The organism is Fervidobacterium sp. 2310opik-2 (genome assembly GCF_011057735.1).
GTDB classification, from domain to species: Bacteria; Thermotogota; Thermotogae; order Thermotogales; family Fervidobacteriaceae; genus Fervidobacterium; species Fervidobacterium nodosum.
In genome coordinates this window covers 107,034-124,193 of sequence record NZ_LNGG01000012.1, presented here as the reverse complement: position 1 = coordinate 124,193, position 17,160 = coordinate 107,034, and the positions used below count along the sequence as shown (strand labels likewise).

Sequence of the window (17,160 nt, the reverse complement as noted above, 5' to 3'; positions counted from 1 at the left end):
TTGGTAACGATTCCACTAACGCTTTCTCTTATATTCATAATATTCAACCTTTCTGGTGAGACAAAACGAGTTGAAGAAGACATTAAAAAACAAATAGGTGATCCAAAAGTTATATTTAAGGATTTTTTGATTCTTTTTCGAATGAATTAACTAAACATATTGAAAGTTACAACGAAAAATTGAAGTCTTCCGTTGAGAAACAAAAAGAGTCTGTTGACAAGGCCTTTGAAAATGTATACCTTTCCACACTTGAAAAAGAAACGGAATCTATAAAAAATATAGTGGAAAATCTTGTTAAAGATAGGTTATCTTTTATTGAGAATATAGTTAAAGTTAGTGCCTCTTCAAAAGATGTCGTGAATGCAGCCAACAACAAAAATCTCGATGTTGCAGGGAAAAGAGGGCTTCTAAACAGCTATGTTGAAAGAGGAATCTTTGATTACATTGGTCTTTGGACGATTGATAAAAGTGAGCCAAAATTGAAAATAAGGCCATTTTATAAAGTAAACCAAGGATACTTAGTTGAGTATGCCTATTCGTTAGCCCCTGGTCTTTCTGGAAATGAATACAAAAATTTTGAATTTGCTGACGAACTTAAAAATAGGATGGAAAAAATATTATCGTCTTCGAATCCGTACACAGATACTTTCGTATACATTGGTGAAAAAAATATGTATTCGATATCTATTCAACCGGTTATGCATCCGCAACTTGGTAACACAATTAACGGATTCATAGTTGCGTTTGGTAAATTAGGAGAAAATTTTTTAGATGAAGTAAAAAGACTCACAAATGCAGAATTAACTTTGTATACTAAACAAAAGGCATTTGCAACAACAAGGGTTAATGAGAACGGTGAAAGAACAATCGGGATAGAAGAACCAAGTGAGGAGAAATATTCATTTAGTATAGGAAACGAAGATTACTTTGCTAAAAATACGATTTTTCAGTTATGGGCAATTCAGTAGGAAATTTAGAAATAGGTGTAAAGAAAGAGAGTGTAAAAGCAGAAATTGAAATACCTGAACCTGAAAAATTCACTTTACCAGAGATTAAATTGCCCGAAATTGATGTAAAAGTAGACTTAAAGCTAGGAAGAGTTATAATTACAAATATAATTATAGGCATTGTTATACTAATAATAGCTATTGTTATCACAATTCCACTTGTTAACTCTATTTCAAAAGAGATACTCAACTCTGCTCAGATAATTGAAAAGTTTTCAAATGGTGAGCTTATAAATGTGGACATAAAAGCATCCGGAGAGTTTCAAAGAATTATTTCCTCATTGAGAAGATTATCAGAAAATTTGAAAAATTACGCAGATGATATGAAAAAGAGTTCCATAGAGCTTAATTACGAAGTGGAACAAATCACTGAAATTAATGAGACTCTAAGCGATGCAGTAGCAAGATTCCAGGCATTTTCTCAAAGTTACACAGAAAGTGTAGACGAAATAAAAAATAAAATAATAATGTTGGGAAATACTGTCGAAGAATCTGTCGAGAATATGAACAGTATGTCGTTACAACTAACCGATTTACTTAAAGATATAGAAAATACCCAGGCGGAAATACTCAAAAACGTTGTTTTGATAGAAGAAATGAACGATTCAGTAAATGCGAATTCTGAAATATTTGAAAAATTCAGTTCAACGGTTAAAAGGACAATCGATAAATTTTCTTCTATAAAAGATGCAATAACAAAAATCCAGAATGTGGCTTCACAAACGAATTTGTTAGCGTTAAATGCTGCAATTGAGGCTGCAAGAGCTGGTGAGGTAGGAAGAGGTTTTGCAGTAGTTGCCGATGAGGTAATGAAACTTTCTGTGGAAATAAATAGCTTATCGAAAAATCTTGTAAAAGAAGTGGATATGTATACAAATGATTTGAAAGAATTAGATGAACTTTATGTGAGCTCTCAGGATAAATTTAAAAAGCTCAATGAAGCAAAGAACGAATTTTCGACAAATTATTACACTGTTATAGAAAAAATTCAAAATATTGGTTCTTTGAGTGCTCAATTAAGCAGTCAGATTAGTCAAAACACAGAAGCTTTTAGAAGTATAGAAGAAATTATGGATGAAATATCGCAATCTGTGGTAAAATCTTCTCAAGAACTTATAACTTTCAATAATGAATTTGAAAGTTTAACAAAACTATTTAGCGATTTATCTAGTAGTTTTACTAAACTCAAGGAAATTTCGTTGAAAATGCAACAAATTGCGCAATGGTTTAAATAATTTTTATGGATTTAATGATGGTCCTGGGAAAATAATCTTAACCTAGGACCATCTTTTTTATCGTGGAAAATTATGATATAATCTAAAATGAGAATTGTTTAATGAATATTTTGAGAGGTGATAATTTGAACAGAGATACTAGAGATACTATAGTTGCACTTTCAACACCACCAGGAATCGGAGCTATAGCAATAATTAGAATAAGCGGTAATAAAAGTCTGGAATTAACTGAAAAAACAATAAAAAATAAAAAAATAAACATAAAAACATTGGAAGAAAGAAGAATTAATCATGGATATTTTTACGATGAAAATGGTGAAATTATAGATGAGATAATGTTCGTTTATTTTAAATCTCCAAGAAGTTACACAGGAGAAGACATGGTAGAGATATACTGTCACGGTGGGATACTTGTAACAAATAAAATTATAGATACACTATTAAAACTTGGCGCAAGACTTGCAGAAAACGGTGAATTTACTAGAAGAGCATTTCTTAATGGTAAAATTGATTTAATCAAAGCAGAATCTATACTCCAAATAATTGAAGCAAAGAGCGAAAAGAGTCTTAAACTCGCTCTTGATAATCTGAAAGGTAAACTTTCAAATGAAATTGAGTATTTACGCTCCAGCTTAATAAACGTTTTGTCAAAGATTGAAGTTTCAATTGATTATGGTGATGACATAGACGTTCCCAAAGAAGAGATACTTAACGATCTTATAAATGTTCAATCTTTTTTGAAAGAAAAGATTAAGCATGCCGATAAAGGTTTACATATTTCAACTGGTGTAACTATGGCAATAGTCGGAAAACCTAACGTCGGTAAAAGTACTTTATTAAACAGATTGTTAGTTGAAGATCGTGCCATAGTAACGGATATGCCAGGTACAACACGTGATGTTATAAAAGGTGAATTGAAGATAAAAGGCGTCCATTTTATCATATCAGATACCGCTGGTATAAGAATGACCGAAGATAAAGTGGAAAAAATAGGTATTGAAAAAGCTCTAAATGAAGCAAAAAAATCAGATGTCGTTCTGTTTTTGTTAGATGCAACAACCGGTTTTACTAAGGAAGATGAATATATATATAATTTAATCAAAGATTGTAATTTCATACCTGTCTGGAATAAAATTGATATAGCTGAGAAAGTAGACAAAGACATAGTATTCTTGAGAAATAGTGTAGTGATAAGTGCTGAAACTGGTAGAGGAATGAGAGAGCTTGAAGAAAAGATACTTGAATCTGTTAAAGTTTTAGTAGAAGATGGCGAATTGTCTCATGTCACGTCAAAAAGACAATTAGAATATCTTAAACGCGTCGAATACAATATTATAAAAGCCATAAATGCTCTGAAAAAAAATATGCCACTAGATATAATATCAATAGATATAAGAAATGGTTTAGAACAATTAGATGAACTAATGGGTAGAAATTTTACAGAGGACTTGCTGGACAATATCTTTTCAAATTTTTGTGTTGGAAAGTAATAAAAAAAGCGGGCTTTTTCTGCCCGCATAAAGCCGTGGGGGGTGTATCTCAAGGGGGATAGGGGGTTCTCTGGAATAATTTTATCACTTTTTTGTTAAATTATTAGCTCTTTAATTTATAATATCCAAATACAATTGTGTTAAGTTATTTTTAATGTAGTAAAAATTAGGTTTTTGTACATATTTTTAGTTTTTTCCCATCTTTCTATACATTTAGACAACGTATACATAAAAATCGTTCAAAAATTTTTTAGGTTTTTTAAGAGGTGATTTGATGAAGGCGGATATAGCTGTTGCGCTGTTAATAGTTTCAATTATATTTTTAATGATTATTCCTATTCCAAATTTCTTACTCGATTTTTTTCAGCTTCTCAATATTTCAATATCTCTTGTGTTGCTTTTTTCTACAATGTATATTAAGAATACTCTTGAACTTGCTTCTTTTCCAACGTTACTTTTAATAATAACAATTTTTAGATTGGCATTGAACGTCGCATCGACAAGGGCAATACTTCTTCAGGGACCAAAATTCGGTGGAAAAGTAATTCTCACATTTGGAAACTTTGTTGTCGGTGGTAATTATGTTGTAGGTATAGTAGTATTCTTGATTCTTGTAATTATCCAATTTATAGTCATAACAAGAGGTTCAGAACGTATTGCGGAAGTTGCAGCACGTTTTACATTAGATGCAATGCCTGGTAAACAGATGAGTGTTGACGCAGATTTGAATGCAGGACTTATTACAGAAGAAGAGGCACGAAGAAGAAGAGAACAAATAAGAAGGGAAGCAGACTTTTACGGTGCAATGGATGGTGCTTCAAAATTTGTTCGTGGAGATGCTATAGCAAGTATAATAATAACAATTGTCAACAGCCTTGGTGGTATAATAATAGGTATACTTATGCACAAAATGGGAATAGGAGATGCTGCTCAAAAGTTTTTACTTTACACCGTAGGTGATGGGCTTGTAAGTCAGTTGCCAGCTCTTATGGTCTCTACAGCAACTGGAATAATTGTTTCCAGAAGTGCAGCAGAAGACAACCTTGGAATGGAACTAATTAAAGAATTAGCAGGTGAAAAGAAGGTTATAATACTTACTGGAAGCGTTATAATGTTCCTTGGAGTAGTAACTCCGCTCCCAACATTAACAAGTTTACTAATCGGAGGTCTTTTTTTAGCCGTTGGTTTATTAATCAGAGGAAAAGAGTTAGAGCAGCCACAGATAGTTGGCGCTGGTACTGCTCCTGGTATGGTTCAGGGGCCTGCTCCTTCGGTACCAGCGGGACCTATTCTTTCAACACCAGAAGAAGTATCCGAAGTGATACAGTCAGATACTGTTGAAATAAATATTGGATACGGATTATTACCACTTGCTGATTTATCTCAAGGCGGCGATATGTTAGAAAGGCTTACAATGATACGAAGACAATTAGCTCAGGAACTTGGACTTGTTCTTTCACCTATAAGAGTCAGAGATAGCGTTATTTTAAAGCCTAATGAATATGCAATCTTTATAAGAGGAGCGGAAGTTTCAAGATACGAATTGGTGCCAAATCGTCTTCTTGCAATAAACCCGGGTTTTGTTACCGAAAGGATTGCTGGTATAGAGGTTAAAGAACCTGCATTTGGTTTGCAAGCTTTTTGGATAGACGAGAGTAAAAAAGATGAGGCAATACAAAAAGGCTTTACAGTAGTTGACGCTCCAACGGTTTTTGCAACACACGTAACAGAAATACTTAGAAAATACGCTCCTGAACTCCTTGGGAATAGAGAATTCCAATTACTTGTTGATGGATTAAGAAACAAGTTCGATAAACTTGTTGATGATGTTTTCAATGTTATAAAACCGTCAGCTGTGAAAAGAGTGCTTCAAGAATTGCTTAGAGAAGGGGTTTCCATAAGAAATTTACCTTACATATTTGAATTAATACTTGATAATGCTGACAAAGCAAGAGATGTTGAAACATTGGTTGAGTATGTTAGAAGGGGTTTAAAAAGGCAAATTGCTTCGAAGCTTCTTGCTATGGATAAACAAATTCACGCGATAGCTTTAGACAGTGAGTTAGAACAAACTCTAACAGAATCAATTTCGGAGAGTGAAGAAGGAAAATACATAAGCATAAACCCTCAGATTATGAGAGAGTTAATTGAAAAGATATCAATAGAGTTGGAGGCACTTATGAGAAAGGGGTATATTCCAATACTTGTTGTATCTGGTACAATTAGACCTTACATTTCTAGAATGGTTGTTCGGTTTATTCCTGGAGTAACAATCATTTCTTTCGAAGAAATTCCGGAAGATATTAACCTTTCAATTGAAGGTGTGGTGAGGTTATGATTGTAAAAAAATACGTGGTTACTGATATTAAAGAGGCGTTTGAAAAAATCAGAGTTGAACTTGGAAAAGATGCTGTGATACTTAGTACAAGGAAAATTAAAAAAGGTGGTTTTTTAGGAATAGGTGCAAAAACCTATATAGAAGTTACTGCAGCTGCATCAGATAAAAAAGAACAACAATCTGAGGAAAAAGGTCAAATTTACAAACTCCAGGAGATACTATCGAAGAGTAAAGCAAATAACTCTCAAAATGTTGAAGAAATAAGTGAAATTAAGAAAATGATGGTAGAGTTAAAATCAATGATTTCATCGCAGAGAACAAACGAACCTCAATGGGTTGAAAGTTTCAGGAAAGCACTTAAAAAACAAGATATCGATGATGAAATCTCAGATAAGCTTATCGAGTACTCAAAGATGAAATATCAAGAATTAGACTTTTCTAATGAAAATACAAGATTGATATTATCTGAGATGTTTTTACCTTTCATAAACACGTCTGTTCCTGACTTAAAAGGAAGAGTGTTATTCGCTGGTCCAACAGGTGTTGGTAAAACAACAACGCTTGCCAAACTTGCTGCAAAATTGAAGCTTTCTGAAAAGAAAAGAGTAGCGGTTATAACATTAGATACTTACAGGATAGCAGCTGTTGATCAACTCAAGACTTATGCAATGCTTTTAGATGTTCCCATAAGAGTGGCATATACACCTAAAGAGGCAAAACTTGAAGTTGAAGCTCTTTCTGATTATGATGTTATTTTAATTGATACTGCTGGTAGGAGTCAAAAAAATGACCTACATATGTCAGAAATAAAGGCAATGTCTGAGATCGTAAGCCCCGATTTCACGTTTTTGGTAATTGGAATGCAGTATAGAAGTGAGGATGTTAAAGAAGTTCTTACAAAATTTTCGATGATTTCCCCAACGCATGTTATCCTTTCAAAAATGGACGAAACATCGGCATTGGGTCACTTTGTAAATGTTCCGAATTTTTTGAAAGCGCCTATTGCTTTTATTACGAATGGACAGAGAGTACCTGATGACATATTGGAAGCTAATAACAGAGAGCTTGCTGTCTTGCTTTCCCGAGAGGTGTTGAAATATGCAAAATCAAGCTAGCAGTTTGAAAAGTGGTCAAATTATAGCTGTCATAAGCGGAAAAGGTGGTGTAGGAAAGACAATTTTAGCCACGAACCTTTCCGCAGTTTTTTTAGAATATGGTAAAAAAACTCTTCTTCTTGATGCTGATGTTGGATTTACAAACGCTGACATACTTTTGGGTAGTCATCCGAAGTACACATTGAAAGATTTTGTAAATCATAAATGTTCAATTGATAATTTAATTACTCCAACAAAATATGGAATAGATTTTGTGTCATTAGGTGGAGATGTTGGGGATATAATAACAGCAAATGAGATAGTATTAAGAGACTTTGCTATAAATTTTCTTAAATTACTAGATAGCTATGATATTGTCATCATGGACATGCCACCGGGTTTTTCAGAATTTTACATGCCATTTTTATCACTTGTCCAAGATTTTGTAGTTTTAACAACTATCGAACCTACATCAGTTGTTAATACTTATACAATCATAAAGCTTTTAACTGTAAAAGGAGTTACAGGTGAAAATATACATGTTGTAGCAAACATGGTTCAGGATGTGAAAGATGCAACAAAACTTTTAGAAAGATTTATAGAAGTTACAGAAAAATTTATCAACAGTAAAATATCTTCGGTAACTATTGTAAAAGATCATCCGCTTGTTTTGAAGAGTGTATACGATAGAGAACTATTTGTAAAAAAGTACAGAAATATTCAACCAACTTTTTCTGTGATAAGAATAGCGTCGAATATATTAAAACTTTCACAAAGTACTAGACAACGCGAAAATCTATTTGATAAATTTATCAAATTGTTCAGAGGTGCTTGATATGACTATTGAAGAGTACGTGAACAATAATCTATCTGGTGCTGTGTTAAAAGGATTCACTAAAGATGGAGAAGTGGCATTAAAGTTAAAAAAGTTGAATGGTCGACAATTTTACGTTTCGTTTATAAAATTTACGAATATACCGGAAGTTTTGCGTGTGGATATTCCGGTTGAGGGATATGTAATCACATTTGTTGGAAAATTGTTAAATGTTGAGGAAAATACGTATGTGTATATTGCTATAGAAAAAGCTGGAATTTTGCAAAGAAGGACTAAACCAAGATATGCATCATTTGAAAATTGCTCAATATACAACAATTTTAAAGGTATAATAATAGATATATCTGAAAATGGATGCCAAATACTATCCGATTACAAACCAAATCTAAATGAGACTATTGAAATTATTATAAGTGACCACTCTGAGAATGGCAAAGTAATGTGGTTTGTCGAAGAAGAGGAAAATTATAGGTATGGTATTTGGATACCTGAACCTTCACTAAAGTGGAACGAATTATATCTAAGATACTTTAACATTGGGGAGCTGTTGTAATGCCTTACATTGAACTTGTTGAAGCTACAAAGGTATTAAAAATAGGTTTGCCTGCTAACGTAATAATTACTCTTGTAAAAGAGCTGGAAGGAACCTATAAAAGTAATATAATAGATATAGATATGGATAGGAAAATACTATTCCTTTCAATACCTTCTTTCAAAGGAAGGTTTGTTCCTATTCCAAAAGGAGTTAGGATCACTGTAAATGTGTTTGAGAGGTCTTCGGTTTATGAATTTCAGACAGTCTCATTAGGTGTAATTAAAAAAGATAATATATATGCACTCCCTGTTCCTTTTCCTGATGTTGTTAGAAAAACTGAGAAGAGAAAATTCGTCAGAATCCCTCTTTACTTAGATGGACGTTTTTATCTCTCAACAGAGCCCGAAGCGGAATCTTTTGTTTTCACAACGAGAAATGTGAGTGCTGGTGGATTACTGATGGTTACTAAAAAACATTTGAATGTAAATGACATAATTTTTATAGACATGAAATTTAATGATGAGCTTATTCTGAAAAGACAGAAATCAAAAATTGTTAGAGAAGATTCAAAAGTAGAAGATGGTTACGTCTTCGGGGTACAATTTTTAGATCTTCCGCAGAATTTAGAAAAGGCCCTTGTTAGATTTATATTCCAGCAAGAATTAAAATTAAAGAATGTTCAAGGTGCTGCTAAAGGCAGATGAAAATAAGAATTCACGAATATATAGACGCTATTGAGAGGAGGAAATGATATATGTTAGAAAAACTTACCGAAACCCAGCTTGATGCGATAAAAGAGGTTGGAAATATTGGTACTGGAAATGCAGCAACAGCTCTCTCAATGATGTTAGATAAAAAAGTTGATATATCGGTACCTCAGGTAAAAATTGTTCCAATTTCAAAAATACCATTTTTGTTTGACAATCCAGAAGAAACAGTATGTTCAATAAAAATGAAGCTTATGGAAGATATGACTGGAGAAATAGTTCTTATTTTCGAACCGAAGACTGTGAAAATCATTGCTCAAGTCCTTACCGGAATGGAAATAAATGATGTAACTGAACTTGATGAATTTACAAGCTCCATGCTCAAAGAAATAGGTAACATAATGTGCGGTTCATATGTTACGGCATTAGCTGGGTTTACAAATTTATTTATAAATCCAGAACCACCTGAACTTGTTGTTGATATGATAAGCGCTATTGTTTCTGAAATATCTCTTCCACTTGCTTTGGCAGGAGAAGAAAATATTCTGCTTATAGAAACATTAGTAAAAATAGAGGGAATTGAAAAAGAATTAACAGGTTACTTGTTACTCGTTCCTTCTGTAGAATCACTTGAAAAGTTATTGAAGGCATTGGGGATGTGAGATTAATGAAAAAAAAGGTTATAATTGGTATCGGAGAATGGGCAATAGAAAGTAATCCCGCTATCTTGGTAACACTTGGTCTTGGGTCTTGTGTAGGAGTTTGTGTTAGAGACCCTATTGCAAAGGTTGGAGCAATGGTACATGTCATGTTACCAGATAGTGGAGGTAAACCGACAAATACTCCAGGTAAATTCGCCGATACAGGTGTGGATATAATAGTTGAGGAATTACTGAAAATGGGAGCCCAGAGAAATAGATTAGAGGCAAAGATAGCGGGTGGAGCTTCCATGTTCCAATCTGCAATGGATATTGGTGCAAGAAACGTTGAGGCAGTAAAAAAATCTTTACAAAGAAATGGTATAAAGCTCATTGCTGAAGACACTGGTGGTAACAAAGCAAGAAGTATCGAATATGATATAGAAACAGGAAAACTTTTGGTTAGAAAAGTTAAAACAGGCGATGCTGTGGAGGTTTCTGAAATCTGATGTTGAATAAGGAAATGGTTATACAAGAGTACATTCCAATGGTAACAAAAATTGCTCGTGATTTAAAGATTAATTTACCGTACAACGTTGAGATAGATGATCTTATTCAAGAAGGTGTTATAGCACTTTTACAAGCAGCTGAAAAGTATGATCCAAGGTATGGCGCAACTTTTAAAACATTTGCTTACACAAGAGTGAAAGGTGCTATGATTGACTACCTTAGAAAGCTTGATTACTTGCCAAAGAATGTAAGACAGGATATCAAAAAATTTGATAGAGAACTTTTGAACTTTTATGAGCAAAATAAAAGATTACCAACTTACGAGGAAATGTCAGAAATTCTTGGAATAGATGTAGAAGAAGTTGAGGAGATTTACAGGGAACTTGCTTTAAAGCAAAGTCTGAATCTTGACCAATATCTCTTTGAATCAGATGAAAACTCATATGGAAGTATCGATATAAAAAGCGAAGAAAACGTTAAAGAAAATGCTTGGAAGTCCATACTTCATGAACAATTAGTTGAGGCGATAAATAAATTAGATGAAAAAGAAAAGATAATATTAAGTATGAGATTTGAACACGAACTATCTTTAAAGGAAATTGCGGAAGTTCTTGGAGTTACCGAATCTCGTGTATCCCAAATTCTTGGTGTCATACTTAGTAAGCTCCGCAAAATACTTAGAGGTGATGAGGATGGCTGAACCAATCAGTGGAGTTCAGAATCAAACAATAATTCTAAAAGCGGGACATGAAAGTTCTCATATCACAAGTTTGCAACAATACATGGCACAATCAGCTATAGCCAATAGTGCTCAAAATGTCCAAAGAAGGACTCAGCAGGAATTAAACGCGCCAAAAAATGTTGGAAGTACCGAGCAAAAACGCACTCAAAGTTCCACCGAAGGAAAAAGCCAAGGTGAATATCAACCGCGGCAAAATAAAAAAGAATCTGAAAGTTTTCACAAAGTAACAAAAGATAACTCACATATCTTGGATGTGAGAGTATGATTGGATATTTATTAGTTGAGAAGATAGAGAATAAACACATTGGAGGTATCTTAGTCATAAACGATCTTGGTATCCCAGTCGAATTTAAGTACTCTGAGCCTATAACTCCCACCAAATTACAGGAAATCATATACGGAAATTCCTTAGAGTATTTCCTCCATGTAGAGATAATTGCAAAAGGACTTGTACAAAAATTAGAAAATAGGCCAGAACTAATTCTTGTCAACGATCCTAATTTGATATTTGACAAAAGTATTGTTATGCTAACGATTCTCCCGCAAATTGTTCCTGAGAAGAAGGAAAATAACGAAGCTATAATTAACGTTAATAATTCAAGTATTAGAATGACGTTTCAAGAAAACTCAAAAATCGATGAAAACATCATTCAAAAAATAGCAGATACTGCGACTAAGATAGATATAATAGAGCCTTTCGATAGAATTGAAAGGGCGCTTGAATACGTATGCGAATCGCCAGAGAAATAATTGAAACTTTGAAGATGGAGCTTGGAATTATTAAATATAAATTTATTGATTTAAATTTAGATTCTAAGCAAAGCTCTTTAGATATAAATATTGTTCCTTACTTTAGCGGATTTTCATTTACTACGCCTGATATAAAAGAAATTGCTCTCTCAAAAAATAATTTGAAAATAGATTCGCTTTTCCAAAATGTTGATGCAATGATAAAAAATTTTTCTGTGAGTGATTTTAAGAAAAGTATCGAAACTCTTTACTTTCCAAACAAGGAAACTTTTGAAAGCAAAGGCATAGAAAGAATAGTTGTAAAGTTTTCTGATGTTATAGAGAAAATTAACTTTCAAAAAAAAGAAGTTAACATAGACTTGTTGGAGAAAAAATTAAGCATATCTAGTATAGAAACAAATATTATCTTGCAAATTAAAATCAAAAATACAAAACTCTTGTTGAAAAAATATATATCTTTCAAATCAAATTTCTTGGGAAATTTATCTTTTTGTTTTTATTTACCTTGTGAATATGTGGAGAAAGAAAAAATACTCAACGCTGTTAAAGCTTTGAGAGAGAAATATGATATATCTAAATTGAAATTCTATGCATATTACAAAGATATCCCTCTTGGAATAGCAAAAAATATAAGAATAGCTAATTCAAAAAAACTCTTTGTTTTGTACGATATAGAAAAAATAAGGAAAAGCAAAGGTGAATTAAAAAACATAATTGTTTTTAGATACGAAGACAAATATCTCTATTATTCTGTATAAATACTTTTGGATATAAATAATTCAACAAAATCATACTTTGAGTTTTTTAATTACATTGCTAACATATTAGTAGTACAATCACTCCTTAAAAAATTCATTTTTTGAGTTATATTTATATATTCTATGTCAAAGAAAATAATTTTAACCTTTATTTAACATCATTATGGTAGTTATAATTTAGCATTCGTGTGAAAATATGGATAGTTATTATCTATTTTTATTTCCAGCAAAAGTTAAATATGAGCTATTTTCTTAATTTTGGGAGGTGTGGTAGGTGAAATTGCTAACTTTTAAAGGTGGTGTACATCCACCTGAAAAGAAATATACAGAGCATGAAGAGATTCGAAAAGCACCACTTCCAGAAAAAGTTGTTGTCTTTATGGCTCAACATGCTGGCACTCCTGCAAAGCCTATAGTCGAAGTTGGTCAAGAGGTTAAGACAGGCCAAGTCATTGGTGAACCTCAAGGTGCTATTTCCGCATATGTTCATTCTCCCGTAACCGGAAAAGTGGTAAGCATAGCAAAAGTAAATAGTAACGTACATGGAATGGCTGTTGATGCCGTAACAATTGAACGAACTAGTGATGATGATTGGGAATTACTGCCAAAATTAGACTATCGATCTGCAACGAAAGAGGAATTACTAGATAATATCAAAAAAGCAGGTATTGTTGGACTCGGTGGAGCTATGTTCCCAACTCACGTTAAACTTAATCCACCAAAACCTGTTGACACACTTATTATTAATGGTGCCGAGTGTGAGCCATACTTAACAATTGACCACAGGGTTATGCTGGAAATGTCAGATGAAATTTTAATAGGTATTGAAATAGCAAAGAAAATTTTAGGGGTCAAAGAGGTTTACATTGGTATAGAAAATAACAAAAAAGATGCAATAGAATTATTGGAAAAAAAGTGGAATGGAAATGTCAAAGTTGCGGCATTAAAAACAAAGTATCCTCAAGGTGCTGAAAAACAGCTCATAAAAGCTATAACAGGAAGGGAAGTACCAAGTGGTGGTCTTCCTTCAGATGTTGGAGTAGTTGTTCAAAATGTTAGTACGATGTTAGCTATAAAAGAAGCAGTCGTTGATGGAAAACCTTTAATAGAAAGAGGGCTTACGCTAACTGGAGAGGGAGTAAAAGAAAAAGGCAATTGGTGGGTTAGAATAGGTACGCCAATTTCATGGATTATAGAAAAACTAGGTAACGGTTTTGTAGAAGGTTTACAGGAAGTTAAAGTACTTATGGGTGGACCTATGATGGGAATTCCAGCTTCGTCACTTGATACTCCTATATTAAAAGGAAATAATGGTTTAACGATCATAACAGAACAAAAAAGAGAATCAACAAACTGTATTAGGTGTTCTTACTGTGTACATGTCTGTCCAATGAATTTGCAACCGTACTTACTTGACTTACTATCAAGAAAGAAGAAATACGATGAAGCTGCTGCTATCGGGTTACTTGATTGTATTGAATGTGGTTCTTGTACTTACATCTGTCCAGCGAATGTTGAGCATGTTAAGTCAATAAAACTTGCTAAAAAAGTTTACCGCACATTGAGAGGTGGTAAAAAATGAAGCTTCTTACAACAAGCGCACCACATGTGAGAAATGAAGATTCAACAAGGAAGATAATGATAGATGTTTTGATAGCACTAGTACCTGCTGTTATTGGTGCAACTTACTTTTTCGGATTGTACGCGTTAGTACTATCTGTAATTGGTATGGTAAGTGCTGAACTGATTGAACTTTTTATAATGCGTGTTCTTAGGAAAGATAAATCTTTTGCTCCAAATGGGAGTGCTGCTGTCACTGGATTACTACTTGCTTTGAACGTTAGTGCCGCGACACCATGGTGGGTTTTACTTATTGGTGTAGTGTTTGCTATAGCAATCGTTAAGCATGCATTTGGTGGCTTAGGGCAAAATATATTCAACCCAGCTTTAGCTGCAAGAGTTTTCTTACTTATATCTTTCCCAACAGCAATGACTACATGGTATAAACCTATAACATCATTTACTGGATGGTATTCCGCAGATGTTCAAACGACTGCAACACCACTTGCTATTTTAAAATTACAAGGTTTCAGTAAAGTTATGGAATCAACATCCTATATAGATCTTATATTTGGAAATATAGGTGGTTGTATAGGTGAAACAAGTGCCATACTCCTACTCATTGGTTTTATTTACCTTGTACTTAGGGGAAGGATTAAAGTTGTTATTCCTGCTACTTATATTCTCACTGTTTTAGTGATGGCTTCTATTTTCTATGCAATTAACCCTGAAAAATTCGGTTCTCCAGTATTTCATCTCTTTGCTGGTGGTCTAATGCTTGGTGCTTTGTTCATGGCAACAGACATGGTTACAAGTCCTATGACGCTAAAAGGTCAAGCGATATTTGGTTTAGGATGCGGTTTACTTACAATGATAATTAGATACTTTGGTGGATATCCTGAGGGCGTATCTTTGTCCATACTTCTTATGAATGCTTTGGTACCTATGATTGATAGATACACCCAACCCAAAATCTTTGGGAGGCGAAAATCATGAAAAAAGAAACCTTAAAACTTAGCTTAACTCTCATGTTTTACACTTTAATAGCAGGAATAGCTCTTGCATTAGTTTACCAAATAACAGAACAAAGAATTGCAGAAGCCGAACTTGCGAATGTTATAAAATCTATGGAATTTTTGCTTACTGATGAAAATAACAATCAAATTGTTGATAGCGATACTATAAAAAAATTAGTTATTGAAAAACGTCAAGAAAGTGGTAAAGAACTTTACTCTGACGGTGTAGGAACAGTTATTTCACCAGTTTACGAATTTGAGTCAAACAATGTAAAATACTATGTTTTAACTGGAAACGCTGTAGGGTACGGTGGAAAAGTTTTAACAATGGCAGCTTTTAAATATGAAAATGGGGAACTTTCACTTTACAAAATAAAAGTCCTTGATTATTCGCAAGAGACACCAGGGCTTGGCGCAAAAATAGCAGATGGAAATATACAAGCAAGGTTTTATCCTATTCCTGAAGAAGGTTTGAAGAATGGTTTGAAAGTAGATAAAGACGCAGGTAAACAAACTATAGATCCTGAAACTGCAAAAACGGAAGGCGTTGCAAAAGTTTCCGATGTGATGACTGGTGCAACAATAACATCTCGAGCTGTTGCAAATTCTATAAATGCTATGTATAAATTCTTAAAAGAGAAATACACACAAGGAGGTGGCAATTAATGGCCTCTAAGATTTCTGAATTTACAAAGGGTATAATAAAAGATAATCCAACATATGTTCAGGTACTTGGTATGTGCCCTACTCTTGCCACAACAACAAGTGCGAAAAACGGATTTGGAATGGGACTTGCCGCAACAGCTGTTCTTGTTATGTCAAACGTTGTTATATCTTCAATAAGAAAAACTGTTCCAGAAAAAATAAGAATCCCTATATTTATAACAGTTATTGCAACATTCGTTACGATTGTTGATTTACTCATGCACGCATTTACTTACGATCTATGGAAAACACTTGGTCTCTTTATTCCACTCATAGTTGTCAACTGTATAATCATGGGTAGAGCCGAAGCTTATGCCTCGAAACATGGAGTTTTAGATTCTCTGCTAGATGGACTTGGAATGGGTGTTGGATTCACACTAAGTTTAACTCTTCTTGGAAGCATAAGAGAATTACTTGGTAATGGTTCCATATTTGATATAACAATTTGGGGTAAAGCATTTAATATGTTTGTCATGATTCTCCCACCAGGTGCTTACTTAACACTTGGGTTGCTTGCGGCACTTTTTGCAGCGATATCAATTAAAAAAGAAGAAAGAGCTAAAAAATCAGCACAACAAGCAGGTCAAGCACAGAAAGTTGGTGAGGCAAAATGAAATTATTCCTTATACTTTTATCAGCAATGCTTATAAATAACTATGTCTTTGTTAGGTTTCTTGGAATTTGTCCATTTTTAGGTGTTTCTAAAAGAGTTTCAACAGCTCTTGGTATGGGTATTGCGGTTATATTCGTTCTCGTTATGTCATCAGCGATTTCTTGGGCTTTAGATTTAGTTTTAATATCAATGCATTTGGAATTTTTACGTACAATTGTTTTCATACTTGTTATAGCTACGTTTGTTCAATTTGTTGAAGCGTTCTTAAAGAAAAATAATCCTACACTTTACGAAGCACTTGGAATATACTTGCCACTTATAACAACAAACTGTATCATTCTCGGTATTGCAATCGTTAACAGCCTTTCGAAATACAACCTCCTCGAGGCGGTTTTTAATGCTTTGGGAGCCGGACTTGGATTTTTGTTGGCATTGATAATCTTTGCAACTATAAGGGAACGTTTGGAACTTTACGACATTCCAAAACCTTTCCAAAATCTTCCTATATCCATGATTATAGCTTCCTTACTTTCACTTGCATTTATGGGCTTCCAAGGAATGATAAAATAGTTCTTTATAAAAAATTAGGTAAACTTAAACTAATTTTTGGCAGTCAGCATTAAGCTG

19 protein-coding genes are annotated in these 17,160 nt (G+C 33.5%); all 19 read left to right on the top strand.

Annotation, left to right across the window (positions count from 1 at the left end; all coding sequences use genetic code 11):
- Positions 1-179: 179 nt before the first annotated feature.
- Complete coding sequence (locus tag AS161_RS06045; protein WP_164542134.1) at positions 180-968, top strand: hypothetical protein; 789 nt, start codon at positions 180-182, stop codon at positions 966-968.
- Positions 953-2,242 (top strand): methyl-accepting chemotaxis protein, encoded by a 1,290-nt coding sequence (locus AS161_RS06040; RefSeq protein WP_164542133.1) that lies wholly within the window; start codon positions 953-955, stop codon positions 2,240-2,242. The genes AS161_RS06045 and AS161_RS06040 overlap by 16 nt, the downstream gene beginning before the upstream one ends.
- A 101-nt stretch (positions 2,243-2,343) precedes the next feature.
- Positions 2,344-3,732, top strand: coding sequence for a tRNA uridine-5-carboxymethylaminomethyl(34) synthesis GTPase MnmE (mnmE, locus tag AS161_RS06035; protein ID WP_164542132.1), 1,389 nt, complete (start codon positions 2,344-2,346; stop codon positions 3,730-3,732).
- 271 nt (positions 3,733-4,003) lie between these two features.
- On the top strand, positions 4,004-6,070 hold the full coding sequence (gene flhA, locus AS161_RS06030) for a flagellar biosynthesis protein FlhA (protein ID WP_164542131.1): 2,067 nt from the start codon (positions 4,004-4,006) through the stop codon (positions 6,068-6,070).
- Positions 6,067-7,185, top strand: coding sequence for a flagellar biosynthesis protein FlhF (gene flhF / locus AS161_RS06025; protein WP_164542130.1), 1,119 nt, complete (start codon positions 6,067-6,069; stop codon positions 7,183-7,185). The genes flhA and flhF overlap by 4 nt, the downstream gene beginning before the upstream one ends.
- Positions 7,169-7,999 carry a P-loop NTPase gene (locus tag AS161_RS06020; protein WP_164542129.1) on the top strand — a complete coding sequence of 277 codons (831 nt, stop codon included), beginning with the start codon at positions 7,169-7,171 and terminating at the stop codon, positions 7,997-7,999. The genes flhF and AS161_RS06020 overlap by 17 nt, the downstream gene beginning before the upstream one ends.
- Position 8,000: 1 nt before the next feature.
- Positions 8,001-8,552, top strand: coding sequence for a PilZ domain-containing protein (locus AS161_RS06015; RefSeq protein WP_164542128.1), 552 nt, complete (start codon positions 8,001-8,003; stop codon positions 8,550-8,552).
- On the top strand, positions 8,552-9,238 hold the full coding sequence (locus tag AS161_RS06010) for a flagellar brake domain-containing protein (protein ID WP_011993565.1): 687 nt from the start codon (positions 8,552-8,554) through the stop codon (positions 9,236-9,238). Before AS161_RS06015 ends, AS161_RS06010 begins: the two co-directional genes overlap by 1 nt.
- Positions 9,239-9,288: 50 nt before the next feature.
- Entirely contained in the window at positions 9,289-9,903 is a 615-nt protein-coding gene (cheC, locus tag AS161_RS06005) for a CheY-P phosphatase CheC (protein ID WP_164542127.1), read from the top strand.
- Positions 9,904-9,908: 5 nt separating this feature from the next.
- Entirely contained in the window at positions 9,909-10,388 is a 480-nt protein-coding gene (gene cheD, locus AS161_RS06000; protein ID WP_164542126.1) for a chemoreceptor glutamine deamidase/glutamate methylesterase CheD, read from the top strand.
- Positions 10,388-11,089: a FliA/WhiG family RNA polymerase sigma factor gene (locus AS161_RS05995; RefSeq protein WP_164542125.1), complete on the top strand. Its 702-nt coding sequence runs from the start codon at positions 10,388-10,390 to the stop codon at positions 11,087-11,089. The genes cheD and AS161_RS05995 overlap by 1 nt, the downstream gene beginning before the upstream one ends.
- A complete protein-coding gene (locus AS161_RS05990) occupies positions 11,082-11,396 on the top strand; it encodes a hypothetical protein (RefSeq protein ID WP_041256798.1) in 315 nt (104 codons plus the stop codon). The genes AS161_RS05995 and AS161_RS05990 overlap by 8 nt, the downstream gene beginning before the upstream one ends.
- A complete protein-coding gene (locus AS161_RS05985; protein ID WP_164542124.1) occupies positions 11,393-11,881 on the top strand; it encodes a hypothetical protein in 489 nt (162 codons plus the stop codon). Before AS161_RS05990 ends, AS161_RS05985 begins: the two co-directional genes overlap by 4 nt.
- Positions 11,860-12,639: a hypothetical protein gene (locus AS161_RS05980; protein ID WP_164542123.1), complete on the top strand. Its 780-nt coding sequence runs from the start codon at positions 11,860-11,862 to the stop codon at positions 12,637-12,639. The genes AS161_RS05985 and AS161_RS05980 overlap by 22 nt, the downstream gene beginning before the upstream one ends.
- A gap of 274 nt (positions 12,640-12,913) precedes the next feature.
- Complete coding sequence (gene rsxC, locus AS161_RS05975) at positions 12,914-14,221, top strand: electron transport complex subunit RsxC (protein WP_164542122.1); 1,308 nt, start codon at positions 12,914-12,916, stop codon at positions 14,219-14,221.
- Positions 14,218-15,195 (top strand): RnfABCDGE type electron transport complex subunit D, encoded by a 978-nt coding sequence (locus AS161_RS05970; protein WP_011993573.1) that lies wholly within the window; start codon positions 14,218-14,220, stop codon positions 15,193-15,195. The genes rsxC and AS161_RS05970 overlap by 4 nt, the downstream gene beginning before the upstream one ends.
- Entirely contained in the window at positions 15,192-15,881 is a 690-nt protein-coding gene (locus tag AS161_RS05965) for an RnfABCDGE type electron transport complex subunit G (protein WP_164542121.1), read from the top strand. The genes AS161_RS05970 and AS161_RS05965 overlap by 4 nt, the downstream gene beginning before the upstream one ends.
- Entirely contained in the window at positions 15,881-16,534 is a 654-nt protein-coding gene (locus tag AS161_RS05960) for an electron transport complex subunit E (RefSeq protein WP_011993575.1), read from the top strand. Before AS161_RS05965 ends, AS161_RS05960 begins: the two co-directional genes overlap by 1 nt.
- On the top strand, positions 16,531-17,103 hold the full coding sequence (locus AS161_RS05955; RefSeq protein ID WP_011993576.1) for an RnfABCDGE type electron transport complex subunit A: 573 nt from the start codon (positions 16,531-16,533) through the stop codon (positions 17,101-17,103). Before AS161_RS05960 ends, AS161_RS05955 begins: the two co-directional genes overlap by 4 nt.
- Positions 17,104-17,160: the final 57 nt, after the last annotated feature.

Coding starts and splice junctions, on each gene's coding strand:
- AS161_RS06040 (WP_164542133.1), top strand. CDS start 953: ATGGGCAATTCAGTAGGAAATTTAGAAATAGGTGTAAAGAAAGAGAGT.
- mnmE (WP_164542132.1), top strand. CDS start 2,344: ATGAATATTTTGAGAGGTGATAATTTGAACAGAGATACTAGAGATACT.
- flhF (WP_164542130.1), top strand. CDS start 6,067: ATGATTGTAAAAAAATACGTGGTTACTGATATTAAAGAGGCGTTTGAA.
- AS161_RS06020 (WP_164542129.1), top strand. CDS start 7,169: ATGCAAAATCAAGCTAGCAGTTTGAAAAGTGGTCAAATTATAGCTGTC.
- AS161_RS06015 (WP_164542128.1), top strand. CDS start 8,001: ATGACTATTGAAGAGTACGTGAACAATAATCTATCTGGTGCTGTGTTA.
- AS161_RS06010 (WP_011993565.1), top strand. CDS start 8,552: ATGCCTTACATTGAACTTGTTGAAGCTACAAAGGTATTAAAAATAGGT.
- cheC (WP_164542127.1), top strand. CDS start 9,289: ATGTTAGAAAAACTTACCGAAACCCAGCTTGATGCGATAAAAGAGGTT.
- cheD (WP_164542126.1), top strand. CDS start 9,909: ATGAAAAAAAAGGTTATAATTGGTATCGGAGAATGGGCAATAGAAAGT.
- AS161_RS05995 (WP_164542125.1), top strand. CDS start 10,388: ATGTTGAATAAGGAAATGGTTATACAAGAGTACATTCCAATGGTAACA.
- AS161_RS05990 (WP_041256798.1), top strand. CDS start 11,082: ATGGCTGAACCAATCAGTGGAGTTCAGAATCAAACAATAATTCTAAAA.
- AS161_RS05985 (WP_164542124.1), top strand. CDS start 11,393: ATGATTGGATATTTATTAGTTGAGAAGATAGAGAATAAACACATTGGA.
- AS161_RS05980 (WP_164542123.1), top strand. CDS start 11,860: ATGCGAATCGCCAGAGAAATAATTGAAACTTTGAAGATGGAGCTTGGA.
- AS161_RS05970 (WP_011993573.1), top strand. CDS start 14,218: ATGAAGCTTCTTACAACAAGCGCACCACATGTGAGAAATGAAGATTCA.
- AS161_RS05965 (WP_164542121.1), top strand. CDS start 15,192: ATGAAAAAAGAAACCTTAAAACTTAGCTTAACTCTCATGTTTTACACT.
- AS161_RS05960 (WP_011993575.1), top strand. CDS start 15,881: ATGGCCTCTAAGATTTCTGAATTTACAAAGGGTATAATAAAAGATAAT.
- AS161_RS05955 (WP_011993576.1), top strand. CDS start 16,531: ATGAAATTATTCCTTATACTTTTATCAGCAATGCTTATAAATAACTAT.